24 protein-coding genes, 1 riboswitch and 1 other annotated feature are annotated in these 24,021 nt (G+C 43.5%); of the genes, 15 read left to right on the forward strand and 9 right to left on the reverse strand.

The features are described 5' to 3' along the window. Positions 1 to 2 precede the first annotated feature (2 nt). A complete protein-coding gene (locus QQ041_RS01125) occupies positions 3 to 1,307 on the forward strand; it encodes an inosine/guanosine kinase (RefSeq protein WP_017065317.1) in 1,305 nt (434 codons plus the stop codon). Between the two features lie 193 nt (positions 1,308 to 1,500). On the opposite strand, the gene QQ041_RS01130 is transcribed toward QQ041_RS01125, so the two are convergent. Next, a complete protein-coding gene (locus QQ041_RS01130; protein ID WP_017060262.1) occupies positions 1,501 to 1,911 on the reverse strand; it encodes an H-NS family nucleoid-associated regulatory protein in 411 nt (136 codons plus the stop codon). A 364-nt stretch (positions 1,912 to 2,275) separates the two neighbouring features. After that, a riboswitch (Lysine riboswitch) is annotated at positions 2,276 to 2,453 on the forward strand. Positions 2,454 to 2,565: 112 nt separating this feature from the next. Between QQ041_RS01130 and QQ041_RS01135 the strand changes: the two genes are divergently transcribed. From QQ041_RS01135 to hisIE, 9 genes are all read left to right on the forward strand, one after another. Continuing rightward, positions 2,566 to 4,158, forward strand: coding sequence for a Na+/H+ antiporter NhaC family protein (locus tag QQ041_RS01135; protein WP_285952923.1), 1,593 nt, complete (start codon positions 2,566 to 2,568; stop codon positions 4,156 to 4,158). Between the two features lie 190 nt (positions 4,159 to 4,348). Then, positions 4,349 to 4,484: a sequence feature (His leader region), on the forward strand. A gap of 53 nt (positions 4,485 to 4,537) precedes the next feature. Further along, on the forward strand, positions 4,538 to 5,434 hold the full coding sequence (gene hisG / locus QQ041_RS01140; RefSeq protein WP_048617711.1) for an ATP phosphoribosyltransferase: 897 nt from the start codon (positions 4,538 to 4,540) through the stop codon (positions 5,432 to 5,434). After that, positions 5,434 to 6,735 carry a histidinol dehydrogenase gene (gene hisD / locus QQ041_RS01145; protein WP_146491855.1) on the forward strand — a complete coding sequence of 434 codons (1,302 nt, stop codon included), beginning with the start codon at positions 5,434 to 5,436 and terminating at the stop codon, positions 6,733 to 6,735. The genes hisG and hisD overlap by 1 nt, the downstream gene beginning before the upstream one ends. Positions 6,736 to 6,744: 9 nt before the next feature. Beyond that, entirely contained in the window at positions 6,745 to 7,785 is a 1,041-nt protein-coding gene (gene hisC / locus QQ041_RS01150) for a histidinol-phosphate transaminase (RefSeq protein ID WP_285952924.1), read from the forward strand. A 131-nt stretch (positions 7,786 to 7,916) separates the two neighbouring features. Further along, entirely contained in the window at positions 7,917 to 9,005 is a 1,089-nt protein-coding gene (gene hisB, locus QQ041_RS01155) for a bifunctional histidinol-phosphatase/imidazoleglycerol-phosphate dehydratase HisB (protein WP_285952925.1), read from the forward strand. 9 nt (positions 9,006 to 9,014) lie between these two features. After that, positions 9,015 to 9,629, forward strand: a complete 615-nt coding sequence (hisH, locus tag QQ041_RS01160; RefSeq protein ID WP_060982828.1) for an imidazole glycerol phosphate synthase subunit HisH — start codon at positions 9,015 to 9,017, stop codon at positions 9,627 to 9,629. 43 nt (positions 9,630 to 9,672) lie between these two features. Continuing rightward, complete coding sequence (gene hisA / locus QQ041_RS01165) at positions 9,673 to 10,410, forward strand: 1-(5-phosphoribosyl)-5-[(5-phosphoribosylamino)methylideneamino]imidazole-4-carboxamide isomerase (protein ID WP_285952926.1); 738 nt, start codon at positions 9,673 to 9,675, stop codon at positions 10,408 to 10,410. After that, a complete protein-coding gene (hisF, locus tag QQ041_RS01170) occupies positions 10,392 to 11,165 on the forward strand; it encodes an imidazole glycerol phosphate synthase subunit HisF (RefSeq protein ID WP_017060270.1) in 774 nt (257 codons plus the stop codon). Before hisA ends, hisF begins: the two co-directional genes overlap by 19 nt. Then, the gene (hisIE, locus tag QQ041_RS01175) at positions 11,162 to 11,812 is read left to right on the forward strand and encodes a bifunctional phosphoribosyl-AMP cyclohydrolase/phosphoribosyl-ATP diphosphatase HisIE (RefSeq protein ID WP_146491859.1); all 651 of its coding nucleotides are present in this window, start codon (positions 11,162 to 11,164) and stop codon (positions 11,810 to 11,812) included. The genes hisF and hisIE overlap by 4 nt, the downstream gene beginning before the upstream one ends. A 173-nt stretch (positions 11,813 to 11,985) precedes the next feature. On the opposite strand, the gene QQ041_RS01180 is transcribed toward hisIE, so the two are convergent. The 4 genes from QQ041_RS01180 to QQ041_RS01195 form a co-directional block, all read right to left on the reverse strand. Beyond that, a complete protein-coding gene (locus QQ041_RS01180; RefSeq protein WP_285952927.1) occupies positions 11,986 to 12,510 on the reverse strand; it encodes a YchJ family protein in 525 nt (174 codons plus the stop codon). A gap of 127 nt (positions 12,511 to 12,637) precedes the next feature. Continuing rightward, on the reverse strand, positions 12,638 to 13,855 hold the full coding sequence (locus QQ041_RS01185; RefSeq protein WP_285952928.1) for an EAL and HDOD domain-containing protein: 1,218 nt from the start codon (positions 13,853 to 13,855) through the stop codon (positions 12,638 to 12,640). Between the two features lie 123 nt (positions 13,856 to 13,978). Continuing rightward, positions 13,979 to 14,713, reverse strand: coding sequence for a UDP-2,3-diacylglucosamine diphosphatase (lpxH, locus tag QQ041_RS01190; protein WP_146491861.1), 735 nt, complete (start codon positions 14,711 to 14,713; stop codon positions 13,979 to 13,981). Positions 14,714 to 14,790: 77 nt separating this feature from the next. Next, positions 14,791 to 15,285 (reverse strand): peptidylprolyl isomerase, encoded by a 495-nt coding sequence (locus QQ041_RS01195; RefSeq protein WP_017060275.1) that lies wholly within the window; start codon positions 15,283 to 15,285, stop codon positions 14,791 to 14,793. Between the two features lie 190 nt (positions 15,286 to 15,475). Between QQ041_RS01195 and cysS the strand changes: the two genes are divergently transcribed. Both cysS and QQ041_RS01205 read left to right on the forward strand, forming a co-directional pair. After that, positions 15,476 to 16,861, forward strand: coding sequence for a cysteine--tRNA ligase (gene cysS / locus QQ041_RS01200; protein ID WP_017060276.1), 1,386 nt, complete (start codon positions 15,476 to 15,478; stop codon positions 16,859 to 16,861). A gap of 97 nt (positions 16,862 to 16,958) precedes the next feature. After that, positions 16,959 to 17,537, forward strand: a complete 579-nt coding sequence (locus QQ041_RS01205; protein WP_017060277.1) for a thymidine kinase — start codon at positions 16,959 to 16,961, stop codon at positions 17,535 to 17,537. Between the two features lie 105 nt (positions 17,538 to 17,642). On the opposite strand, the gene QQ041_RS01210 is transcribed toward QQ041_RS01205, so the two are convergent. The 3 genes from QQ041_RS01210 to QQ041_RS01220 form a co-directional block, all read right to left on the reverse strand. After that, positions 17,643 to 18,308: a YdcF family protein gene (locus tag QQ041_RS01210; protein WP_285952929.1), complete on the reverse strand. Its 666-nt coding sequence runs from the start codon at positions 18,306 to 18,308 to the stop codon at positions 17,643 to 17,645. Beyond that, complete coding sequence (locus tag QQ041_RS01215; protein ID WP_285952930.1) at positions 18,301 to 19,155, reverse strand: NAD(P)H-binding protein; 855 nt, start codon at positions 19,153 to 19,155, stop codon at positions 18,301 to 18,303. The genes QQ041_RS01210 and QQ041_RS01215 overlap by 8 nt, the downstream gene beginning before the upstream one ends. A 114-nt stretch (positions 19,156 to 19,269) precedes the next feature. After that, entirely contained in the window at positions 19,270 to 19,500 is a 231-nt protein-coding gene (locus QQ041_RS01220) for a TIGR02647 family protein (RefSeq protein WP_017630468.1), read from the reverse strand. Between the two features lie 257 nt (positions 19,501 to 19,757). On the opposite strand from QQ041_RS01220, the gene QQ041_RS01225 reads away from it, so the two are divergent. Further along, the gene (locus QQ041_RS01225; protein WP_146491864.1) at positions 19,758 to 21,065 is read left to right on the forward strand and encodes an ATPase; all 1,308 of its coding nucleotides are present in this window, start codon (positions 19,758 to 19,760) and stop codon (positions 21,063 to 21,065) included. A 362-nt stretch (positions 21,066 to 21,427) separates the two neighbouring features. After that, entirely contained in the window at positions 21,428 to 22,270 is an 843-nt protein-coding gene (gene focA, locus QQ041_RS01230; RefSeq protein ID WP_048614492.1) for a formate transporter FocA, read from the forward strand. Between the two features lie 321 nt (positions 22,271 to 22,591). Here the strand turns inward: focA and QQ041_RS01235 are convergent, their stop codons facing one another. Continuing rightward, the gene (locus QQ041_RS01235) at positions 22,592 to 23,386 is read right to left on the reverse strand and encodes an ABC transporter permease (RefSeq protein WP_146491865.1); all 795 of its coding nucleotides are present in this window, start codon (positions 23,384 to 23,386) and stop codon (positions 22,592 to 22,594) included. A gap of 436 nt (positions 23,387 to 23,822) precedes the next feature. Here QQ041_RS01235 and torE point away from each other — a divergent pair, with 436 nt between their 5' ends. Further along, positions 23,823 to 24,005, forward strand: coding sequence for a trimethylamine N-oxide reductase system protein TorE (gene torE / locus QQ041_RS01240; RefSeq protein ID WP_008222628.1), 183 nt, complete (start codon positions 23,823 to 23,825; stop codon positions 24,003 to 24,005). The last annotated feature ends 16 nt before the right edge of the window (positions 24,006 to 24,021 follow it).

The raw sequence follows: 24,021 nt of genomic DNA on the forward strand, positions 1-24,021 counted from the left end.
CTATGAAATTCCCTGGACAACGTAAATCAAAGCACTACTTTCCGGTTCACGCTCGTGATCCTCTAGTGAGCCAAGCTCAAAGCAGTAAAAGAATGTCACGCACTCATATTATCGGTATTGACCAAACATTGGTGGATATTGAAGCAAAGGTGAGTTCTGAACTTATTGAGAAGTATGGTTTGAGCAAGGGACATTCACTGGTTATTGGTGACGCAGCCGCTGAATCTTTATATCAAGAATTAAAAGAACAGTGCCTGATTACCAATGAATACGCTGGTGGCACAATTGGTAACACATTACACAACTATTCAGTGCTAGCGGATGACCGTTCTACTCTACTGGGTGTCATGAGCCAAGATATTAAGATTGGTAGCTACGGTTACCGCTATTTATGTAATACATCAAGCAGAATGGATCTGAACCATTTACAAGGGGTAGATGGTGCAATCGGTCGCTGTTTTGCATTAATTACAGAAGACGGTGAACGTACTTTCGCAATTAGCGAAGGACAAATGAACCAATTAAAACCAGAAAGCATTCCTGAAAAAATCTTCAAAAGTGCTTCTGCTTTAGTTTTAACGGCTTATTTAGTTCGTTGTAAACCAGGTGACCCTATGCCTGAAGCAACAATGAAAGCGATCGAGTACGCGAAGAAATACGATGTGCCAGTAGTTCTTACATTGGGTACTAAGTTCGTTATTCAAGATGATCCAGAATTCTGGAAAGATTTCCTTGAGCAACACGTAACGGTTGTTGCAATGAATGAAGACGAAGCTGAAGCATTAACGGGTGAAAGCGATCCACTGGCTGCATCAGATAAAGCGTTAGAGTGGGTAGATCTTGTTCTATGCACTGCGGGACCTGTTGGTCTATTTATGGCTGGCTATACGGAAGATGCAGCTAAGCGTGAAACGTCACTGCCTTTACTTCCAGGTTCAATTGCGGAATTCAACCGTTTTGAATTTAGTCGTCCTGCGCATAAAGATTTATGTGAAAACCCAACTAAAGTGTATTCGCACATTGCGCCATACATGGGTGGTCCTGAAAAGATCAAAAACACTAACGGTGCAGGTGATGCTGCGTTATCAGCTTTATTACATGATATGGCTGCTAATAAGTACCACAAAGAAAACGTACCAAACTCAAGTAAGCACCAACATTCATTCTTGACGTACTCTTCTTTCTCACAAGTTTGTAAATATTCAAACCGTGCGAGCTATGAAGTGTTAGTTCAACACTCTCCACGTTTATCTCGCGGCCTTCCTGAAAGAGAAGATAGCCTAGAAGAAGCGTACTGGGAAAGATAAGCTACTTTCTTTAATCAGTAGTACTATCAGTATCAGCTCATTTTAATACTGATAGTATAAATATAAAAAAGGCTCCGAAAGGAGCCTTTTTTGTTTCTGAATATATTGAAGTCGTAAATAATACTTTGGTTGACTTAAATATTAATTCTATTGCTTAGTGTGTAATTGATTACTCACTAAGTAAACTAAATGCTTAGATAGCAAACTCTTCTAGAGATTTACCAGCATCTAGCTGTTCTTGGATAGCTGAAGGCGTACGGCCTTGACCTGTCCAAGTTTTCTCGTCGCCGTTCGCATCTACATATTTGTATTTCGCTGGGCGAGGAGCACGTTTAGCTTTTGTTGTTTTAGATTTTGCTTCACCAGAAAGTGCAGCAATAAGATCGGCAACATCAATTCCGTCTTTTGCAATTTGTTCAGCAATAGCAGAAAGTTTAGCTTCTTGTTCTGCTTTAGCCGCACGCTCTTCAGCTTCTGACTCTTGACGCTCTTGTACAACAATAGTTAGCTTGTCTAGCGCTTCTTCAAGTTGCTCAAGAGTTAATTCACGTGAGAACGCACGAAGGCTACGGATATTTAATAGAGTTTTTGTTAATTCAGACATGATATTTTCCATCAAGGTAAACTAAATAATCCTCCTAATAATAAACAGAGCCTAAGAATAAAACAAATAGTATTTCTTCTATTACATATTAAAATATAAAAGTGAGATGAATAGTTGAAAACTCAACGTTGTATTCCTATCGAATTTATAATAATTATTAAGATTATCTTAAAAAATGATATGTGACTGGTGGAGTAGTTCACTAGAGTTGACTATTCTGTTATTGATTGCTTCATTAACAAAAAGCTATTTTTCTCGGAATGATATGTTGCATTGTTGCTCTTCATGAGTACAATTGCGGCTACCTGATGCGAGGCTTTGGTTAATCTGTTGTTAAACTCTGGTTTACACGGTTAATAATGTTATCGCACGTAGAGGTGCAATTATAAAAAGTAACTTCCGTTGGGGTGATGCCAATGAGCGGGAATGAAAGGTGTAATTGCCGAAGTAAATTGTATATCTAAGCAATTTGCTGGGGTTGTGCTCAATAGGTACAACACTGCCATAGTCTTAATTTTAAACTATGGAGCGCTACTGTAGGGTTGGGTGAAGTGTTCACTTCCCTTTCGCTTAGTTCAACATGAACTTGGTCAGCCGTATCAAGTTTGTCTGCAGTAGATCTCTAGCCAAATAAAAAACTGGTTTTTGAAGATCATGAATTTAATAGATTTTGCAACATCGCCTTTATCACTGCTTCCTCCTTTGGTTGCATTGACTCTTGCTATTGTTACCCGACGTGTATTGGTTTCTTTGGGTGTCGGTATTGTTATGGGTGCGATTCTACTTGCTGATTACTCAGTAGGTAACGCAGCTAGCTACGTGTTTACTAAAGCATCGGGTGTTTTCATCGAAGATGGTGGCATCAACACTTGGAATATGAGCATCATTGCATTCCTAATTATTCTTGGAATGACAACTGCACTATTAACACTGTCTGGCGGTACTCGCGCATTTGCTGAATGGGCACAGTCTCGCGTTAAGAGCAAACGTGGTTCAAAACTACTTGCTGCTTTCTTAGGTGTATTCATCTTTGTTGATGACTACTTTAACAGCCTAGCGGTTGGTGCCATCTCTCGTCCTGTAACAGACCGTTTTTACGTATCTCGCGCTAAGCTTGCTTATATCCTAGATTCAACGGCTGCTCCTATGTGTGTGATCATGCCTGCTTCTAGCTGGGGTGCTTACATCATCACTATCATTGGTGGCATCTTAGTGACACACGGTGTGACAGAGTATTCTGCACTGGGTGCTTACGTTCGTCTTATCCCAATGAACTTCTACGCTGTATTCGCTCTGTTAATGGTGTTTGCCGTTGCGTGGTTCGGCCTAGACGTTGGTAAAATGCGTGAGCATGAGATCGAAGCATCTCAAGGCCGTGGCTTTGAAGGCGACAACGATCAAAAGCAAGCGCATGATCTAAATGAAGAACTAGATATTGAAGAGAGCGAGAATGGTTCTGTTTCTGATCTGGTTATGCCAATCGTATCGCTAATCGTAGCGACCGTTGCCGCGATGCTTTACACAGGTGGGCAAGCGCTTACTGCTGATGGTCAAGCATTTAACCTTCTAGGTGCGTTTGAAAACACGGATGTAGGTAAGTCTCTTGTTTACGGTGGCATCATCGGTCTACTTGTGGCGCTAGCGACTGTATTTAAGCAAAAGCTGTCTATGGCAGACATCGCAAGAACAATGTGGATCGGTGCAAGCTCTATGTTTGGCGCTATCCTAATTCTTGTGTTCGCTTGGACTATCGGCTCTGTTATCGGCGACATGAAAACAGGTTCGTACCTATCATCTTTAGCAACTGGCAATATTGATTACCACTGGCTACCAGTTATCTTGTTCCTTCTTGCTGGTTTGATGGCTTTCTCGACAGGTACATCTTGGGGTACGTTCGGTATCATGCTACCTATTGCGGGTGACATGGCTGCAGCATCTGACATCGCGCTAATTTTGCCGATGCTAAGTGCGGTTCTTGCGGGCTCTGTATTTGGTGACCACTGCTCTCCAATTTCAGACACAACGATTCTGTCTTCTACTGGTGCTCGTTGTAACCATATTGACCACGTATCGACTCAGCTTCCATACGCGCTGTCTGTGGCGTTCGTATCGTGCATTGGTTTCATTACCCTAGGTATGACATCTTCAATTAGCATCGCATTTGGCGCAGCGTCTCTAACGTTTGTCACTGTATGTTTTGCATTGGCTTACTTCTCTCGCTGTAAAATGGCGACGTGCAAAAGCTAAAACTGAAAGCTAATCAGTAAACTATCAGGGAGGCGTTAGCCTCCCTTTTTTGTGCTTGTTAATTTAATTTTAAGTTTCGTGAAAAAAGTTCGAATAAATGGTTGAAAAAGGATCTCAGCTTAGTTAGTGTGGAGACAAGACAGCAAACAACTGAAGAGCTTATAAGTATGCGTAAATTAGTAATGAACATTCATCACCATCATCACCCTATCTAGTCTTTCGGGGAGATTTACGTATACCCGGGAGCAAGAATTCTCCCGGAGGTTAAGTCAAAGAATTTAGATTTAAACCCTCGGGATGACAAAGTCTTCCGAGGGTTTTTTAGTTTTAGCGCTTTTAAATAATCAATAAATTCAAATATTTGCACAGGGATACAGCAATGCAGACACAACGCCTAAGAATCGCAATTCAAAAGAAAGGTCGCTTAAGTAAAGAGTGCCAAGATCTACTTAAAAAATGTGGTGTTAAATTTAACATCATGGGTGAGCGCCTAGTTGTTCATTCATTAAATATGCCAATCGACTTGTTATTAGTTCGTGATGATGACATCCCAGGTCTTATCATGGATGGTGTGGTTGACCTTGGTTTTATCGGTGAAAATGAACTAGAAGAAGTTCGCCTAGACCGTGTTGCTCTAAAAGAGCCATCAGAGTTTCGCACACTACGTCGTTTAGATTTCGGTGGTTGCCGCCTTTCTATCGCAATCAACAAAGATGAAGTATACAACGGCCCACAAGATCTCGCGGGCAAACGTATTGCGACAACTTACCCACAACTACTAAAAGCCTACATGGATGAGCAGGGTGTTGAATTCAGCACTTGTATGCTAACAGGTTCGGTTGAAGTTGCCCCTCGTGCAGGTCTAGCAGACGCTATCGCAGATTTAGTTTCTACAGGTGCAACGCTAGAAGCAAACGGCCTAAAAGAAGCAGAAGCTATCTTCCAATCTAAAGCAACACTGATTCAACGTGTTGGTGAGTTCGACGCAGACAAAACCGCATTGATTGAAAAACTACTGACTCGTATGCAGGGTGTTCAACAAGCGAAAGAGTCGAAGTACATCATGCTTCACGCGCCAACATCTCAGCTAGAGCAAATCAAAGCACTATTACCCGGAGCTGAAGATCCGACTGTTCTTCCACTATCTACAGACAAAGACAAAGTTGCCGTTCACCTAGTAAGTACAGAGAACTTGTTCTGGGAAACAATGGAACAGCTGAAAGAGTTGGGTGCTAGCTCGATTCTAGTATTACCAATCGAAAAAATGATGGGGTAGTGACGATGAGAACCGTTGTTTGGCAATCTTTAAGTGAATCACAGCAAGACTCGGTATTAGAGCGTCCAGCTATTACTGAAGGTGCAAACATCACAGCGACTGTTTCTGATGTGATTGCAAAAGTACGAAATGAAGGCGATGCCGCGCTTAGAGAGCTGACTGCAAAGTTTGATGGTGTGACTCCAGAGTCTATCCGTGTCAGCTCGGGTGAGATCGAAGAGGCGTGTGCTCGTCTAACACCAGAGATGAAGCAAGCGTTAGAGCAAGCTTATAGCAATATTGCTAAGTTTCACGAAGCTCAAAAGCCACAGCCAATTAAGGTTGAGACACAGCCTGGTGTTGTGTGTGAGCAAGTGACGCGCGCCATTAATACTGTTGGCCTTTATATTCCAGGTGGCAGTGCGCCACTTCCGTCAACGGTTCTTATGTTAGGTGTTCCAGCTCAAATCGCAGGTTGTCGTAAGGTTGTGCTTTGTTCACCTCCGCCAATCGCTGATGAAATCTTGTATGTCGCCAAGCTTTGTAAGATCGACGAGGTATACAACGTTGGTGGTGGTCAAGCGGTGGCTGCAATGGCTTACGGTACCGAGAGCGTGGCTAAGGTCGACAAGATCTTCGGCCCGGGTAATGCCTATGTAACGGAAGCGAAACGTCAAGTAAGCAATGACTTCCGCGGCGCAGCGATTGACATGCCTGCGGGCCCGTCTGAAGTGTTAGTGATTGCCGATGAAACTGCAGATGCAGACTTCATTGCTGCGGATTTGTTGAGCCAAGCGGAGCACGGTCCTGATTCTCAGGTTGTACTGGTAACACCATCTCCAGTGGTTGCAGACCAAGTAACAGAAGCGGTTCAGAAGCAACTGAAAGAACTGTCTCGTGCGAACATCGCTCAGCAAGCATTGGCTTCAAGCCTAATCATCATTGCTGAATCTATCACTCAAGCTATTGCGATTTCGAACTTCTACGGTCCTGAGCACTTGATTGTTCAAACTAAGAATCCACGTGAATTGCTGCCATTGTTAGATAATGCAGGCTCAATTTTCCTTGGTGACTGGTCTCCAGAATCTGCAGGTGACTACGCATCAGGCACAAACCACGTTCTTCCGACTTACGGCTATACCAAGACTTATTCGAGTCTAGGTTTGGCTGATTTCTCTAAGCGAATGACGGTTCAAGAGCTAACGGCTGATGGTTTGAAAGGCCTAGCGCCAACAGTAGTAACAATGGCGGAAGCCGAAGGCTTGGATGCACACAAACGCGCTGTGACCATTCGAATTGAAAAGTTAAATAAAGCAAAATAAGGGTAGGGCATGGAAAAGTTAGCAAGAAAACAAGTTCAGGCTCTGACACCTTACTTGTCTGCAAGACGCATTGGTGGCAGCGGAGATGTATGGTTGAACGCCAATGAATCTCCGTTTGATAATGAGTACAACCTGAACTTGTCTCGTCTTAACCGCTACAGCGAGTGTCAGCCAAAAGAGCTGATTGACGCTTACGCCCAATACGCTGGTGTGAAATCAGAACAAACACTGACAACGCGTGGTGCTGACGAAGGCATTGAATTACTGATTCGTGCTTTCTGTGAGCCGAACGAAGACGCTATTCTTTACTGCCCACCCACTTACGGTATGTACGCAATCAGTGCAGAGACGATTGGTGTTGAGCGTAAAGTTGTGCCTCTGACTTCTGAATGGCAATTGGATCTTTCAGCGATTGAAGCTCAACTCGACAACGTAAAAGTGGTCTTTGTTTGTAGTCCAAATAACCCAACCGGTAATTTGGTTGATCGTAAAGACATCATCAAGCTGCTTGAAATGACACAAGACAAAGCGATTGTGGTGATGGATGAAGCGTATATCGATTTTTGTCCAGAAGCTTCAACCGTTGATTTGCTTGAGCAATATCCAAACCTAGCGATCCTGCGCACCTTGTCGAAGGCTTTTGCTTTAGCGGGTTTACGTTGTGGTTTTACGCTAGCGAATAAAGAGCTTATCGATGTGCTGTTGAAAGTGATTGCTCCTTATCCTGTGCCAATCCCTGTTGCTGACATAGCCGTTCAAGCACTTTCAGAACAAGGACTAGCGCGAGCTAAGTTCCAAGTTCTGGATTTAAGTGCTAACCGAGCGTATTTGCAAGCGGGTCTATTAGGCATGCCTCAAGTGACGGTATTTGATGGTTGGGGTAACTACTTACTGGTTAAATTCCCGAACGGCGATGAGTTGTTTAAAGCGGCTTGGGATACGGGCATCATCCTGCGTAATTCACCAATTGAAGACTGTGTTCGTATTAGTATTGGTAACCGCGAAGAGTGCGAAAAGACACTTGGATTCATTCGTAACTTTTATCAGTAACGAAAGGCTTACCAGTAATAACATTTGCCAGTTTGAGTTGATTAATCGCAGGCTGGCAAGTGAAACCAATATTTTGGGTTAGCGTTTGATTTTAGCTAGGCCACCAGATTTAAAATTAAAAGGAAGTTCAAGTGAGTAAACAACAGAAAATACTTTTTATAGACCGTGACGGCACCTTAATTGTTGAGCCGCCAGTTGACTTTCAAGTAGACCGTTTAGACAAACTAAAATTTGAACCGCTAGTGATTCCTAGCCTACTTGCACTGCAAGATGCTGGTTACCGCTTGGTGATGGTAACGAATCAAGATGGTCTAGGCACAGATAGCTACCCACAAGAAGAGTTCGATGCTCCGCACAATATGATGATGGAGTTCTTTGAATCTCAGGGCGTTAAGTTTGATGAAGTCCTTATTTGCCCTCACTTTGACGAAGACAATTGCTCTTGCCGCAAGCCTAAACTGGGTATGGTTAAAGAGTATCTACAAGGCGGTAAAGTCGACTTCCAACACTCTGTTGTGATTGGCGATCGAATGACGGATCTTCAACTGGCTGAAAACATGGCTATCCGCGGTATCCAATATGGCCCAGATGCGGAAACTGAAGGCACGCTTAACTGGCCACAAATCGTTAAAGATCTGACGGTTAATGCGCGTATTGCCGAGGTAGTTCGTACCACTAAAGAAACAGATATCAAGGTGGCAGTAAACCTTGATGAAACTGGTGGCAACAAGATCGATACAGGCATGGGCTTTTTCGACCACATGCTTGACCAAATCGCGACACACGGTGGCTTCCAAATGAATCTGACTGTGAAGGGCGACCTGCACATTGATGATCACCACACAGTAGAAGATACCGCTCTGGCTTTAGGCCAAGCATTGAAAGATGCACTAGGTGACAAGCGTGGTATCGGCCGTTTTGGTTTTAGCCTGCCAATGGACGAGTGTTTGGCTCAGTGTGCGCTAGACCTTTCTGGTCGTCCATACCTGAAATTCGATGCTAAGTTCAGCCGTGAGCAAGTGGGTGATCTTTCAACCGAGATGGTGGTTCACTTCTTCCGCTCTCTAACCGACACACTGGCTTGTACGCTACACCTTTCTTCTAATGGTAATAATGATCACCACATCATTGAGAGCCTGTTTAAAGCGTTTGGTCGTACTCTTCGCCAAGCAATCAAAGTTGAAGGTAATGAGTTACCAAGCAGCAAAGGCGTTCTGTAAGGGATCGGTATGAAAGAGCAGAAAGTAGTTATTATTGATACTGGTTGTGCCAACGTTTCTTCAGTGAAGTTTGCGATTGAACGTCTGGGCTACGCAGTGGAAATTTCAAAAGAACCAGAAGTTGTTCTTGCTGCCGATAAGTTATTCCTACCCGGTGTAGGCACAGCAAGTGAGGCAATGAAGAACCTACAAGAGCGCGACCTTGTTAGCCTTGTGAAGCAAGTAGAGAAGCCTCTGCTAGGTATCTGTTTAGGTATGCAACTGTTAGGCAAACTATCTCAAGAGAAAGGCCAAAAGGCTGACGAGTTAGTTGAATGCTTAGGTTTGTGTGATGGTGAAGTTCGTTTACTTGAAACGGGCGACTTGCCATTACCACACATGGGTTGGAACACTGTAACGGCAACACCGAATCACCCTTTGTTTAAAGACATTGAAGAAGGCGAGTACTTCTATTTCGTTCACAGCTTCGCAATGCCAGTGGGTGACTACACAATCGCACAATGTGATTACGGTAATCCGTTCACTGCAGCGGTGCAAAGTGGCAATTATTATGGTGTTCAGTTCCACCCGGAGCGTTCGTCAAAAGCTGGCTCTAAGCTGATTCAGAACTTCTTGGAATTGTAATAAGGATTAGGCAGCGGCTAACGTTGCCATATAAGGAATGTAAATGATTATTCCCGCGTTAGATTTAATTGAAGGCCAAGTAGTTCGCTTATTCCAAGGTGATTACGGGCAAGTAACAGAATACAAAGTAGACCCAGCAGAGCAGTTTAACCTGTACCACCAAGCTGGTGCAGGTTGGCTTCACCTCGTTGACTTAACGGGTGCAAAAGACACAACGGCTCGTCAGTTAAACTTGATTGCTAAGCTACTGGCTAGCACGCCTGCCAATATCCAGATTGGTGGTGGCGTGCGTAACGAACAAGATGTCGTTGATCTGCTAGAAGCGGGTGCACAGCGTGTTGTGGTTGGTTCTACAGCAGTAAAACAACCTGAGTTGGTGAAAGGCTGGATGGAGAAATACGGCGCGGAAAAAATCGTGCTTGCTCTGGACATCAACATTGACGAAAGCGGTACACGTAAAGTCGCGATTTCAGGTTGGCAAGAAGATTCAGGCGTGACCATTGAAGCGCTAATTGAAGACTACCTCACGGTTGGCCTTAAACACGTTCTGTGTACCGATATTTCACGTGACGGTACGCTAGAAGGATCAAACGTAGAGCTCTATGTTGATCTTTGTAAGCAGTACCCACAAGTGCAATTCCAATCATCGGGCGGCATTGGCAGCCTAGCAGACATCGAAGCTCTAAAAGGTAGCGGTGTGGCTGGTGTGATTGTGGGTCGCGCGCTACTTGATGACAAGTTTACCGCAGAGGAGGCATTTGCATGTTGGCAAAGCGAATAATCCCTTGTTTGGATGTCCGTGATGGACAAGTGGTTAAGGGCGTTCAGTTCCGTAACCATGAAATTATTGGTGACATCGTTCCGCTAGCACAACGCTATGCAGAAGAGGGCGCCGATGAGCTGGTATTTTATGACATCACCGCATCAAGTGACGGTCGCGTGGTTGATAAGAGCTGGGTAAAACGCGTAGCAGAAGTGATCGATATTCCTTTCTGTGTGGCTGGTGGTATTAAATCTGCAGAAGATGCAGCGCGCATTCTTGAGTTTGGTGCGGATAAAGTGTCTATTAACTCACCGGCATTGGCTAATCCACAACTGATCACTGACCTTGCTGATAAGTTTGGCGTGCAGTGTATCGTTGTCGGTATCGATTCATACTTCGATAAAGAAACCGGTAAATATCAGGTTTACCAATTCACTGGCGATGAGGCGCGTACTAAAGCAACCAAATGGGAAACCAAAGATTGGGTGCAGGAAGTACAGAAACGTGGCGCAGGTGAGATTGTGTTAAACATGATGAACCAAGATGGCGTTCGTAACGGCTATGACATCGATCAGCTAAACATGGTGCGTGAAGTGTGTAATGTGCCGTTGATTGCCTCTGGTGGCGCGGGTGCAATGGAACACTTTGCTGAAGCCTATAAGAAGACCAACGTGGATGGGGCGTTAGCAGCTTCGGTATTCCACAAGCAAGTCATCAATATTGGTGAACTTAAACAGTATTTAAAACAACAAGATGTAGAGGTGCGACTATGAGTTTTGAAACCGCAAGCTTATCAAAAACAGAAGTAGGCGCATTGTCAGAGCGTATTAACTGGGAAAAAGTAGATGGCTTAGTGCCAGCTATTGTTCAAGATTACCAATCGAGCCAAGTTTTAATGATGGGATACATGAACCCAGCAGCACTTGAGAAAACAGGTGAAACTGGCAATGTGACGTTTTTCTCTCGCACAAAAGAGCGCCTTTGGACGAAAGGTGAAACGTCAGGCAACGTATTGCAACTACAAAACATCGCCTTGGACTGTGACAGCGACACTTTACTGATTAAGGTTAATCCCATTGGCCCAACATGCCACACAGGTACAACAACGTGTTGGGATGGAGACAAGCAAGAAGAGTCTCAGATGGTGTGGCTTCATCAGCTTGAGCAGCTATTGGCTGCCCGCAAGGACGCAGACCCTGAGTCTTCTTATACTGCCAGCCTATATGCCCGTGGCACCAAGCGTATTTCGCAAAAAGTGGGCGAAGAAGGCGTTGAAGTCGCGCTTGCGGCGACGTCGGGCGATAAGGCGGAATTAGTGTGTGAATCAGCAGATTTGATTTACCACCTAATGGTTCTTCTTCAAGACCAAGGCTTATCGATGAACGATGTGGTGAACAAATTAAAAGAGCGCCATAAGTAAGCTCTCTTTGGATTAATCGAACCACGTAACAAATAGATAAAGCCCCGTCGTTTACGGGGCTTTTTAGCGTTGAATTCTTGAGTACATCTCTTCACCTTTAGGCGTTGTCATTCTGAGGAGCCCAAGCGACATCAGGAATCTCTTCTCTTAATCTGACTTCCTAGATGTACGAGTTACCCGCAGCACTTTTTATATTTCTTACCACTGCCACAAATGCATGGGTCGTTGCGGCCGATCTTAAAGCTCTCAACGGTTTGGTTTAAGCGAGGGTCTATCTCTGGTTGTACAGCTTCTTCTTGTTCGTTTTCTTGATCGGGGAAGGTGCCATCAATGTAGTACCAAAGACCGTCTTCACGAACGAAACGCGAGCGCTCTTGCATACAGTACTGCGCGCCGTCTTCATTGAAGTAAGCTTTAAATTCAACAAAGCCTTCGTCTTGGTGCGAGCCTGCCGCGGTATCGATGACTTCTAAACCTGCCCAGTCACTGTCGATAGATTCGGCAATGCCTTCTCTTTGTGCTTCTGCATTGCAGCTAGGGTGGTAAGTCGCAACAACATAGTCAACCAAACCCAGCACGTGTGCTGAATAACGAGAGCGCATTAATTGCTCTGGTGTTTCAACGGCACTGTGGTTAAGGTGCGCTGATTCACAGCACTGTTGGTAAGTATTGTTGCTACCGCATGGGCATAAAGACATAGTCAGGTCCTGTAAAAATGGCCTCTATTAAGAGGCCATAAATGAATACGTGGGAGTTTACCAAGAAACGATCGCTCACCAAAGCTTAGTTTCTATTGAAACTATTAAAGCTATAGTACGAAGTATGTTATTTCAGGGCTGGAGCCAATAGCTCTTGGGCCCAAGTTGTCGCTTCGTCATAAGCTTGACCAAGTTGAGCTTCACTCAGTTTGAGAAGCTGGCGAATACGAGTCGCTTCATCCCAACGAGCTTGTTCATAAGCAACGACCATTGCCAATACAGCACCTAACACGCCTTTACGTTGAATTAAGGCTTGTTTGATCTCTACGTCTATCGGCACTGAATCGAGTACTTGTTTCAATGGTTGGTCAAAGAGTGAGTCCAATAGAGAGAACATACCAGTCAAAAAGGCTTGTCCAGGCTCAACCTTAACATTCATCTTTTCGACTAAGAGTTCACACTGACGTGCGCGTATTACCGCTAAACCATAAAGAGAGTCGGGCTTATCTTCTTTCGCGGATGCGATAGCCACTAGTGAAACGAACTTACGTAGCTTCTGTTCACCTAGGTAAATAAGCGCTTGGCGGAATGAACGAATTGTCGTTGCTGATCCTCCTGCGGAGTTTACGTACGTAAGCAGCTTATACGACATGGTCACATCAAGCGTAATTAAACGCTCTACTTCACCAAAATCGATAGGGTCGTGTGCAATCTCTTTTAACAGTTGAACGGTAGTCAGAAATGCAGGGTTGAGCGCACGGGTTTGGATCATCTCTGGTTTGCTAAAGAAGTAACCTTGAAAGTAGGTAAAGCCGGCTTTCTTCGCTTCTTGGTATTCTTCGTATGTCTCTACTTTTTCGGCAAGGAACGTGATATCTAGCCCTTTGAGAGAGTTCATAAACATCGCCGCTTTGGCAATTGGAGTCAAACGGATATCAAACTTGATAATCGAAACGAAGGGTAAGAAGCGTTTCCAAGCTTTACTTGGCACAAAATCGTCTAACGCGATCGTGTAACCCGCGTCATAGATTGTTTTGATTGCTTCAAGTAATTCGTCTGTTGGTTCGCAGTCTTCAAGAACCTCTACAACGAGGCTTTCTTTGGGGAACAGAGTAGGGACTAAGTTGATTAGGCTTGCGTAAGGGAAGTTTACGAACCCAAGCTTATCACCCAACGTATTATAGTGAGTTGATAAGAAGTGATCGGAAAGCAAACGGCTAGTAGCGAGCTCCGGCTCTACTTCAGGGAAAGTGTTCTTAGGACCGTCCCTGAATAGCAACTCGTAACCTATGGTTTTCTTGCTTGTATCGAGTATTGGTTGACGCGCTACGTATGAATATTTCAACTTGGTACTGTGTTCGGTTTATTTCTGGTAGAGAGATAATAGCTAATTCAGTAGAAATTACCATACACTTTCTAAGAAAGTCTGACCGACAATAATAATCAAACTGAAAGTTTAAGAGTGACGTTAAAAGCTATTGCTAAACGCTCGATTCTGTAGTTCAAAACTTTGCGGCGTGAACACCAGCACGGAACCTTGCGTATACCAATCGCCAAGTACGATACGGGTTTTAGTGCAATTATTGGCACTGAATGTGTGGATGTCTGGACGATGAGTATGACCGTGGATCATCAGAGCGACATTGTTTCGTTCCATCACATCTTCAACTTCTTGCTGTGTCACATCCATGATGTCGAGAGACTTGGTCTGCTTGTCATCTTTGATATCAGATTGAACCTTCGAAACAATTTTCTTCTTGATGAAAAATGGAATTCGATTGAAGACCCATTGTAACCATGGCTGATGCACTTTTTCGCGGAAGGCGAGGTACTTTACATCTTCAGTACATAGCGTATCACCATGCAACACCACTGCTTTTTGCCCGTAGATATCGATTGTCGATACTTCGTCGAGAAGTTGAACGCCCGTTTGCTTGGCAAATTTTTTACCGACAAGGAAATCACGGTTCCCTTGAGTGAAGTAACAAGGTACGCCTGTTTTCACCAAATCGATAAACGCTTGGCGAATAGAAGTCGCGAACTCACTCTTGTCGTCATCACCAATCCAGAATTCGAAAAGGTCGCCTAGCACGTATAGTGCATCTGCTTCGATGGCTTCCTTCCTCATAAAGGTTAAGAAGCAGTCTGTGATGTCTTGTCGTGACGGAGCAAGGTGCAAGTCTGATATAAAATATGTTTTCATAGGTCTAAAAAAAGGGAGCGATTCGCTCCCTATATCCTGATTTTATCGGCTCATCAATACTAACCGAAAGCGATGAATTAAGCTTCGATTGTAGTACCAGTGATGATCACTTCTTCTAGAGGTACGTCTTGGTGCATACCCATAGAACCAGTGCTAACACCTTTAATCTTGTTTACGATGTCCATGCCTTCAACAACTTCTGCGAATACACAGTAACCCCAACCGTCTAGGCTTTCGCTACGGAAGTTTAGGAAAGAGTTGTCGTTAACGTTGATGAAGAACTGAGAGCTCGCTGAATGCGGTTCCATAGTACGAGCCATTGCTAGCGTACCAACTTTGTTCGCAAGACCGTTGTTTGCTTCGTTCTTGATCGTTGCACGAGTCGCTTTTTCTTTAAGGCCAGAAGTCATGCCGCCGCCTTGAATCATGAAACCATCGATAACACGGTGGAATAGTGTGTTGTCGTAGAAACCGTCACGGCAATACTGTAGAAAGTTTGCGCTTGTTTCTGGTGCTTTTTCTTCATTAAGTTGAACTTTGATGTCACCAAAATTTGTGTGAAGGATGATCATGATTGTTACCTTACTGTCTTTTTAATATGAAAAGCGATTCTAGCCTAGTTTGATTGAGTTTCAAAATACGAAATCGTCAATAGATAACAAGGAGTTTAGCCGATTTGGTGGTGAAAGGTATTACCTATTAAGGTATGACTTGTTATACTGCGAGCTTATTTTTGATTAATCCATAAAATAGATAGAGATCATGCTGAAGATATATAACACGCTCACAAGACAGAAAGAGGAATTCAAACCAATTACAGCTGGCAAAGTCGGTATGTATGTCTGTGGGGTAACCATATACGATCTCTGTCATATTGGTCATGGTCGTACGTTCGTTTCTTTCGACGTAGTAACTCGCTACCTTCGTTACCTTGGCTACGATTTGAACTTCGTTCGTAACATCACAGATATCGATGATAAAATCATCAAACGCGCTAACGAAAACGGTGAGTCTTGTGACTCTCTGACTGAGCGTTTAATCGGTGAAATGCACGCAGACTTTGATGCATTGAACATGAAACGTCCTGACGTTGAGCCTCGTGCTACAGAATACATCACTGAAATCATCGAGCTTGTTGAAAAGCTGATTGAACGTGGTTTCGCTTACGTTGCAAGCAACGGCGACGTGATGTTCGAAGTAAAGAAATTCGACGAATACGGCAAGCTTTCTAAGCAAGACCTTGATCAGCTTCAAGCGGGTGCTCGAGTTGATGTTGAATCTGCAAAACGTAGCCCATTAGACTTCGTTCTTTGGAAGATGTCTAAGCCTGGTGAACCTACATGGGAATCGCCATGGGGCCCGGGTCGTCCAGGTTGGCACATCGAATGTTCAGCAATGAATTCATCTATTCTTGGTAACCACTTCGATATCCATGGTGGTGGTTCAGATCTACAGTTCCCTCACCACGAGAACGAAATCGCACAGTCTTGCTGCGCTCACGGTACTCAGTATGTAAATACTTGGATGCACAGCGGTATGGTGATGGTAGACAAAGAGAAGATGTCTAAGTCACTGGGTAACTTCTTCACTATTCGTGATGTGCTAGCACATTATGATGCTGAAACGGTACGTTACTTCCTAATGTCTGGTCACTACCGTAGCCAGCTAAATTACAGCGAAGATAACCTAAACCAAGCTCGCGCATCACTAGAGCGTCTATACACGTCACTTCGTGGCCTAGACCTTACAGCAGCTCCTGCTGGTGGCGAAGAGTACGTGACTCGATTCTCTACAGCGATGAACGACGATTTCAACACGCCTGAAGCTTATTCAGTACTGTTTGAAATGGCTCGTGAAATCAACCGTATCAAGCCTGAAAGTATCGAAAAAGCGAGTGGACTTGGTGCATTGATGCGTGAACTAGCAGACATCATCGGTATTCTTCACCAAGAGCCAGAAGCCTTCCTACAAGGTGATGCGGCAGGTAATGACGATGAAGTGGCTGAAATCGAAGCGTTGATCAAACTGCGTAACGACTCTCGTGCTTCAAAGGATTGGGCAAACGCCGATCTTGCACGTGACAAGCTAAACGAGTTGGGTATTGTTCTGGAAGATGGCCCAGAAGGTACGACTTGGCGTCGTAAGTAAATCTTATAAAAAGGGCTGATTTTCAGCCCTTTTTTCTAGCACGAATTCTCTATTTTCACCTTTCTATCTTCAACTTTTAATTAACAGGAATATTTCTGTGGCTCAGATGTATTTTTATTACTCGGCAATGAATGCGGGTAAATCAACAACGCTTCTTCAATCTTCATTCAACTACCAAGAACGTGGCATGACGCCAGTGATCTTTACGGCAGCGTTGGACGACCGTTATGGTATCGGTAAAGTGAGCTCACGAATTGGTCTGCAATCTGAAGCTCAGCTGTTTAAAAATGACACCAACATGTTTGATGCGATCAAAAAGCTTAATGAGGAAGAAAAGCGTCATTGTGTTTTGATCGATGAGTGCCAATTTTTATCGAAGGAGCAGGTGTACCAATTAACAGAAGTGGTTGATAAACTGCACATCCCTGTACTTTGTTACGGCTTACGTACCGATTTCTTGGGTGAATTGTTTGAAGGTAGCCGTTACTTACTGTCTTGGGCAGATAAACTTGTTGAGCTTAAAACAATTTGTCACTGTGGCCGTAAAGCGAACATGGTAATCCGTACCGATGAGCACGGTGTCGCGATTGCTGAAGGCGACCAAGTGGCTATTGGTGGTAACGACAAATACGTTTCTGTTTGCCGCCTGCACTACAAAGAAGCGTTAGGTAAATAAGTCGATTTATAGTTCAGCTAGCTAAAACGAAAAACGGTGACCAAGTGTCACCGTTTTTGTTTATTGAGCCAGTGCTGTTTCTTTATTCCAATCAGAGCTTTTGATTTATTCGAATCCGAGCTTCTTCAACGCTTGATAAGCGTGATCAACGTCGTCGGGTATTGGCATTTCAATCTGAAACCCTTTCTCTGGATAGGATTTGATTCGTTCATAATCAGAAATTAATGCACCTAACACCATGTCTAACGGCAACTCTTCGTTAAAGTAATCAACCCAATCCTGCCATTTTGAAGTCACCGTGACTTCTGTCGTTTCTTCAGGCCACTGTTTGCTAAAGGTAGCGTAGGTTCGTTTCTCCATAAACGGCTTTTGCACTAAGGTCATCCTCTTTGGTGATAGGCCTCGCTCAGTAAGCAACTCGTATGTGAAACGGACATTTTCTCCAGTATTAGACGCTTGTTTTTCAATGACAATATCTGAATCTGGCACGCCACAGTCTCGCGCTATCGCGGCAAAGGTTTCTGCTTCTGAACGTTCAAAATTGCCTTCAGTGAAGCGTCCAACACCACCGGAAAAAACGATGTATGGCGCGACCTTTTGGTTATACAGATCCGCTGCGTACTCAGCGACGCGAGTATCATTACTGCACAATACAAAGATACAGTCTGAAGGCGTAACCTTGTGACCCATAGACATAAAGTTCCAAAGGGTGTCGACTGAGCGATGCAGTTTTATGTTGGGATCTTTGTTAGCTATAGATTGTTCAGTCATGAAGTGCGTCCAGTGTGAATTCGAATTTAAATGAATAACCTAAGTCGAGAATCTTTTTTGAAGAGATCAGTTTGTCTGGCGTATCAACAACGGCGGGTAGAGGCTCACTGCTGTTGGCGCTTTTCAGTGCTGCGGCATAAAATTCCGCCTTACTTACTGTGTTTGGTGTTGTCACGTTAACCACTTCGTTGTGCAGTTGACTGATAGCGAAATCGACAGCGCCAATCGCGTCGTCAAGGTGCAGCATATTGGCTGGAGCTTGGGTGCTGACTTGTTTTAACTTGCTTGCAAAGCGTGATGGGTGACGGCTTGGGCCTATTAACCCACTAAAACGAAGAATGGTGTAGTCGATACCTGAATCAATCACTGACTGTTCAGCTTGCAGCATGATTCGCGCGTTATCGGAAAATAAAGACGCGTGCTCGTTATCTGAGGTTGAAAGGGCTAGCGATGCATCCAGTTCGTTCAACACACCCGGCTTGGTTGGGTATACCGTGGTTGAACTGACCATAATGAGCTTTTTAATGTTGGCCTTTTGGCATGCGTTGGTGAGCTGCTGCCAGTAGTCGGCATACTCTTGTCCGGCTCCTTTTCTAAAGCCAGGGGGGAAGCTACCAATTACAATCTCAGTGTTGTTTTCGAGTAACAGTGAATAGAGTCGCCCGATAGTCTGTTCTGGCTCGGATGAATCAAAACTAAACACTTCACATGGGATTCGTTCGTTACCAGTGGCCTCCGCTCCCGCTTGGGTCGTTTTCGTGACCACCACTCGGTTACCATTTTTTTCTAAATGTTCAGATAAAGGTGCACCTACCCATCCTGCACCGACAATAAATATAGAAGCCATGTGTTCCTCACAACTGCAAATTACGAATTTACAATAAGCCTAACAAACCTTTGGCCAAAAATGAAAAAACTCCACGGCCGAAGCGAGTGGAGTTTTTGCTAGTACAATAGAGCTTTATTTAAGTACGCGAAGCAGCTTGTCTGCACGCTCTGCCATCTCAATACCTTCATCTGTTAGGTAACCGCCGTCTGGCTGAGTACAAAGGTTTTTTTCGAATAGGCGCTTAACAGCGTCTTGAGTTTCTTGAGCAGCCTCTTGATGAACTTTAATTCCAGTAGCAGCACTACTTACATCAAATTGAAGAAGGAGGTTTAAATCAGCAATATGTTCAGCGTTGTACTTCATAATTAACCTATATATTCATAACGTTCTCTACCTTCACCTTAGTGCGCATTCTCGGCTCAGGCAATAGCAAATAAAGAGAATTGATAAGTGATACCAAATTGATTGATTAATCATCGAGTGATGAGTTTATTTTGTTTATATTGGGTGATTTGCACCCACTTAAATCATCAGTGATGTTTATTGCTAAGTGGTTGTAATATATTGTGACTAGAAATAATTTGCATTGAGCGAATATTGTATAAAAAGGATATGCATAAGTGAGAGCGAACAAAGTAGCATTAACGATCAGTATGCTATTTGCTATCTCAGGTTGTCAAAGCACACCCTCAGAGCAGACAGACGCGAACCAAAACACAAACAACAATAATGAATCTACAATAGAAGTCCGTTCATTTCAGTCTGTCCAAAGCGTTTACTCCGAATGGGAAGTTAAGCTTGAAGACCATGCTCAATTGTCTCTCTATGCACCAGAGAATTACAATGAACTATTAGACGCATGGGATGATGCTGAAAGCATTTATGCGGACTTATTGAAAGACGAAACTCGAATAACCAAGAGTTACTCCATTTTTTCGAGCCTAACTTACGCTGAAGCCTTCGATGAAAAAATCGCTTTGATCAAATCAAACTATGACTCGATCTTAGTGTTAAAGAAGAAGGCTGACCGAGTACTCGCTGATTCGATTGTCCAAATGGATTACCTAAAGTTCCTTGGCGCAGATACCATGTTTACCTCGAGCTATAAACGTTTGTATTCAGAATACAGTGAGTTGTTCGAGTATGTGCTGGTCGATGAGCTTGAAGACGCTCAAGAAGCGCAGGTCGAATTTCTTAACAATGCTCGTTTACTCGAAGTTAAAGTGGCGCATAAGAAATACATCGAACCTTTGAAGAACGAATTAGAGTTCTTGGAAGATGAAGATTTTGATGATGTTGCTCCGCTGACCTTTGCGAAGGCGACATCTCAAATTGCGTTGGCCGAAAGCCAAGTGAAAGCCAGCCCTCGTGAAAAGTCGATCATTGAAGACGCGGTTCACGCTGCAGAGTTTGAATTGAATCACGTGCGCAGTGTCGCTCATGAAGTCAAAGTGCTCGCGAGTGTAAAAGGCGACAAGTTCGAACAGTCGGTTTTGAATACTGAGAATCAGCTACTGAGCATTTCACAAATCGTCAATGATGAAGATTACCGTGATGTTGGGCTACGTCAGCAATCACAGAAGATTGTAGCGAGTGTTAAAGCGTTAAAAAACTCCGATATGACAGAGCTGTTAAAGTCAGAGATTGAAACTTTAACTGAGCAATTGGCTCTGCTGGAGTCTGAAAACCAGAAGCAAGCGCAGCAATTGTCTGAAGCAACCAAGCACAGTGAGTTTCTAGGTGAGCAGATTACGAAGAGTGATGCTCACATAAAAAGCTTAGAAGAGTTAGTGGATAGTTTGAAAAGCTTAGGTGGCAAAGTTGCCAACGAAAGTGACTCTGATGTGATGCCCCCGACTATTGAATCTAATTTAGAGGATGCAACCTTAGAACAATCATCAGAAGGAGTGATTGAACCTTCGGTTTAGTATCACTAATTTCTTTATTTGTGATTGAGTTAAAAGCGCCTAAGGGCGCTTTTTTGCGTTCTGTTGATCTATATCAAAATCTACAAATAAAAGCGCTCAGTGAGTCGTTATAGTGTACGTCATTCTTTTGGTTTTAATGTAACTTGTTGATATTTATAGGTGTGTTATTTTCTATGCTGATAACTAATCATTCAGCAGAGTTTTCTTTTTACTACTAAAGTCGTATGAATTTGGAATAACTCGGACTATTTGCTTTCAACAAGGCTGTGAGAGGCATTTTGAGCCTAAAATAGCTCTTGAATTCAGAAATGAAAGAGAGGATTATCGCGCTCCCGACGACATGTTTCAAAATGTAAATCATCATGAATCTAAACCAATTTGACTCATTATTACCGCCACAAATGGCTGAGCGCGCTGCAGATATTGGCGTAGGTAAAGCAACCAAAGACCCAATCAAATCTTTTCTCTTAGCGATTTCCGCTGGCATACATATCGGTATTGCGTTTGTGTTCTACACCATCGTAACGACCGGTGCTGGTGATTTGCCTTGGGGTATTACTCGCCTATTAGGTGGCCTTGCATTTAGCTTGGGCTTAATTCTCGTTGTTGTTACCGGTGGTGAGTTATTTACCAGCTCGGTGCTTACTCTGGTTGCTCGTGCAAGTGGCAAAATTACTTGGCGCACGCTCGTCAAGAACTGGGCTACGGTTTATGTAGGTAACTTGATTGGCGCATTGTTGCTGGTGGCATGTATGCTTCTGACCAAACAGTACATGTTTGACCATGGCCAGGTTGGTTTAAATGCAATGGCGATTTCCCAACACAAGATGCACCACGATTTTATCCAAGCTATCGCGCTTGGTATCATGTGTAATGTATTGGTTTGTATCGCGGTATGGATGACGTTTAGTGGACGTACACTGACCGACAAAATCGCAGTAATGATTTTACCTGTTGCGATGTTCGTATCGGCTGGTTTCGAGCACTGTATTGCGAATATGTTCCAAGTCCCTTTAGCTATCGGCATTAAAACATTTGCTCCAGCTGAATTCTGGACAATGACAGGCGCTAACCCAGCGGACTATGTTGACCTGAACATGATGGACTTTTTGATGAACAACTTGCTGCCCGTTACCATCGGTAACATCATTGGCGGTGGTATCTTTGTTGGTATGTGGTATTGGCTAATCTATTTACGTGACTAATTCAGTTTACGAGATTAGTTGAAGCTCAGTGACAATACTGAACTGACTTATGACATTTACCAGAAGACGGTCTGCATTGCAGGCCGTTTTTTATTTGTGGAAAACCTACTCACTCACTTCTCAAATTGTCATGTGAACGCTCAATAGTATTACTCAACGTATGTGTATATGTCTTTGAAAACACCGAAGGATCAACGGTAATGATCGTTCTTTGGGTGGAAATGGACAAAAAAGGATCTATATTGTTTTGGTTATCCACAATTTCTGTGGATAACCTGTCTCAAATTCAGTGAGTAACCAGGCCTCAAGGGAGTGGGGAGGTTATTTCGAAGGCTGTATTTTAGCGAGAACTCGTCCTTCTTTCGTCAAGCAATTCTTCAATGAAAGGTGAAGAGCAAGTGCCAAAGAGCAACTCATCATCACGAAAATAGCCAGCATGATCATCAGTTGATACTTAATCGCGATCATCGGTGACGCCCCACCAAGAATTTGTCCTGTCATCATTCCTGGTAGTGTCACTAAGCCTGTCGTAGCCATAGAAGCCATAATCGGAGACATCGCTTTCTGTATTGCATTACGTACAAAAGGCGAAGCTGCATAGCTTGGTGAGGCTCCTAACGCGATTGCCGCTTCATATTCTGATTTCTGCGTTTCAAAAGCATCAAACAGGTTCTGCAATGCCACTATATTACTGCTTAAGCTATTACCCAATAACATCCCTGCTATCGGGATAAGGTATTGCGCGTTAAAAACCGGTGTTGGTTTAATGATGAAAAAGCAGATGAACAAGACAATAGGTACACAAGTTACCGCAAGGCTAATGGCGACAGGAGCCAAAAGTAGGTTTCTTGGTAGCCTAGACTTTTCAACAATCGAGCTTGCTCCGACGATAATCATCGCAAGCAACCACAGTAAATTGACCCACAAGCTATTCAACGTGAACAGATATTCTAGGTAAAGACCAACGAGAAATAATTGAACAGCCATGCGAATTATGCTGATAGAAGCTTCTTTGCCAAGGCCGAGTTTTAATTTGTGGTTGATGGTAATGGGTAGCAAGAGAAGTGAGCTGAAGAACAATAACTGCCACCAAGATATATCAATAACGTCTTGCATAATGATTCCTTTTAAGTGGTCTCCATCATATCTGAAAGTACCAAATCATGCATTTCAACTGTAAAGTCACCAATTCTAAAAATGATCAATCATTTAACAAACAAAACACAAAATAGTGGTTGTTTGAGGCTTTTTTAGCTACTACTTAGTAGGTAAAAAGTTAAAATTGGTTGTCAGATGGTTGCGCGCATGTTGGTTTTTAACATTTGTGAAATATACTTAATTCTTCACATTTGTTAATACTTTTTAATAACTTTGTTTAACTGAAAACAAGTTTGGATGACCTCAAAAAAGTATTGATTAGCAAGGGTTATAACGGGGGATTTGATTGAACCCTACTTTGTGTATGGTCTAAAATTTGTTGTTAGATACTCAAGAACTTTAGCCCCATAGAATGGGTTACTCGAAATTACTAAATACAAAATAGGCAAAATGTATGAGTGATGTTAATAAAATTGAAACTGGCGAAAAACGCTCGTTGGAGTGGAAGTCTTTCCTCTTCATCGCGGTGGTTCTCTTTCCAATATTAAGTGTGGCTTTTGTAGGCGGTTACGGCTTCCTAGTTTGGGCACTGCAAGTGTTTGTATTCGGACCTCCTGGTGCTCACGGCGGCATGTAATGCCCTCTAGTAACAA

The organism is Vibrio sp. TMPB1044 (assembly GCF_030442075.1).
In the GTDB taxonomy this organism is placed as follows: domain Bacteria; phylum Pseudomonadota; class Gammaproteobacteria; order Enterobacterales; family Vibrionaceae; genus Vibrio; species Vibrio satsumensis.

What these genes read in the sequence shown, in the direction of transcription:
- hisIE (WP_146491859.1), top strand. Translation starts at nt 11,162, where the DNA reads ATGAGTTTTGAAACCGCAAGCTTATCAAAAACAGAAGTAGGCGCATTG.
- hisA (WP_285952926.1), top strand. Translation starts at nt 9,673, where the DNA reads ATGATTATTCCCGCGTTAGATTTAATTGAAGGCCAAGTAGTTCGCTTA.
- QQ041_RS01235 (WP_146491865.1), bottom strand. Translation starts at nt 23,386, where the DNA reads ATGCAAGACGTTATTGATATATCTTGGTGGCAGTTATTGTTCTTCAGC.
- torE (WP_008222628.1), top strand. Translation starts at nt 23,823, where the DNA reads ATGAGTGATGTTAATAAAATTGAAACTGGCGAAAAACGCTCGTTGGAG.
- QQ041_RS01215 (WP_285952930.1), bottom strand. Translation starts at nt 19,155, where the DNA reads ATGGCTTCTATATTTATTGTCGGTGCAGGATGGGTAGGTGCACCTTTA.
- focA (WP_048614492.1), top strand. Translation starts at nt 21,428, where the DNA reads ATGAATCTAAACCAATTTGACTCATTATTACCGCCACAAATGGCTGAG.
- QQ041_RS01195 (WP_017060275.1), bottom strand. Translation starts at nt 15,285, where the DNA reads ATGATCATCCTTCACACAAATTTTGGTGACATCAAAGTTCAACTTAAT.
- QQ041_RS01125 (WP_017065317.1), top strand. Translation starts at nt 3, where the DNA reads ATGAAATTCCCTGGACAACGTAAATCAAAGCACTACTTTCCGGTTCAC.
- QQ041_RS01210 (WP_285952929.1), bottom strand. Translation starts at nt 18,308, where the DNA reads ATGACTGAACAATCTATAGCTAACAAAGATCCCAACATAAAACTGCAT.
- cysS (WP_017060276.1), top strand. Translation starts at nt 15,476, where the DNA reads ATGCTGAAGATATATAACACGCTCACAAGACAGAAAGAGGAATTCAAA.
- QQ041_RS01135 (WP_285952923.1), top strand. Translation starts at nt 2,566, where the DNA reads ATGAATTTAATAGATTTTGCAACATCGCCTTTATCACTGCTTCCTCCT.
- hisC (WP_285952924.1), top strand. Translation starts at nt 6,745, where the DNA reads ATGGAAAAGTTAGCAAGAAAACAAGTTCAGGCTCTGACACCTTACTTG.
- lpxH (WP_146491861.1), bottom strand. Translation starts at nt 14,713, where the DNA reads ATGAAAACATATTTTATATCAGACTTGCACCTTGCTCCGTCACGACAA.
- hisH (WP_060982828.1), top strand. Translation starts at nt 9,015, where the DNA reads ATGAAAGAGCAGAAAGTAGTTATTATTGATACTGGTTGTGCCAACGTT.
- hisG (WP_048617711.1), top strand. Translation starts at nt 4,538, where the DNA reads ATGCAGACACAACGCCTAAGAATCGCAATTCAAAAGAAAGGTCGCTTA.
- hisF (WP_017060270.1), top strand. Translation starts at nt 10,392, where the DNA reads ATGTTGGCAAAGCGAATAATCCCTTGTTTGGATGTCCGTGATGGACAA.
- QQ041_RS01180 (WP_285952927.1), bottom strand. Translation starts at nt 12,510, where the DNA reads ATGTCTTTATGCCCATGCGGTAGCAACAATACTTACCAACAGTGCTGT.
- QQ041_RS01130 (WP_017060262.1), bottom strand. Translation starts at nt 1,911, where the DNA reads ATGTCTGAATTAACAAAAACTCTATTAAATATCCGTAGCCTTCGTGCG.
- QQ041_RS01220 (WP_017630468.1), bottom strand. Translation starts at nt 19,500, where the DNA reads ATGAAGTACAACGCTGAACATATTGCTGATTTAAACCTCCTTCTTCAA.